The sequence below is a fragment of the Bacillus sp. SIMBA_074 genome (assembly GCF_046534555.1).
In the GTDB taxonomy this organism is placed as follows: domain Bacteria; phylum Bacillota; class Bacilli; order Bacillales; family Bacillaceae_G; genus Bacillus_A; species Bacillus_A mycoides.
Window position 1 is genome coordinate 1 of record NZ_JAWRYM010001369.1, and the last position, 229, is coordinate 229.

At 45.0% G+C, this 229-nt stretch carries 1 protein-coding gene; it reads left to right on the top strand.

The window, feature by feature from the left end:
* A partial coding sequence (ligD, locus tag SB773_RS35175) for a non-homologous end-joining DNA ligase LigD (protein ID WP_486304349.1) occupies nucleotides 1–229 on the top strand: 229 nt, incomplete at both ends.

Below are 229 nucleotides of genomic sequence, written 5' to 3' on the forward strand. Positions count from 1 at the left end.
CTTGCAAATCTATGTACCAATCGAGCTTCGATATACGTTTGAGCAAACCCGTCAGGTAGGCTATTTTTTGGCTTCTTATTTAGTGAGCAAGCATCCTGAGCTGCTCACTATCGAAAGAATCGTTAAAAATAGAGGGAGTAAGCTCTATATCGATTATTTACAGCATTGGCGCGGCAAAACACTGCCTGCTCCCTACTCCCCCCGTGCAAAAGAGAAAGCGACTGTCTCG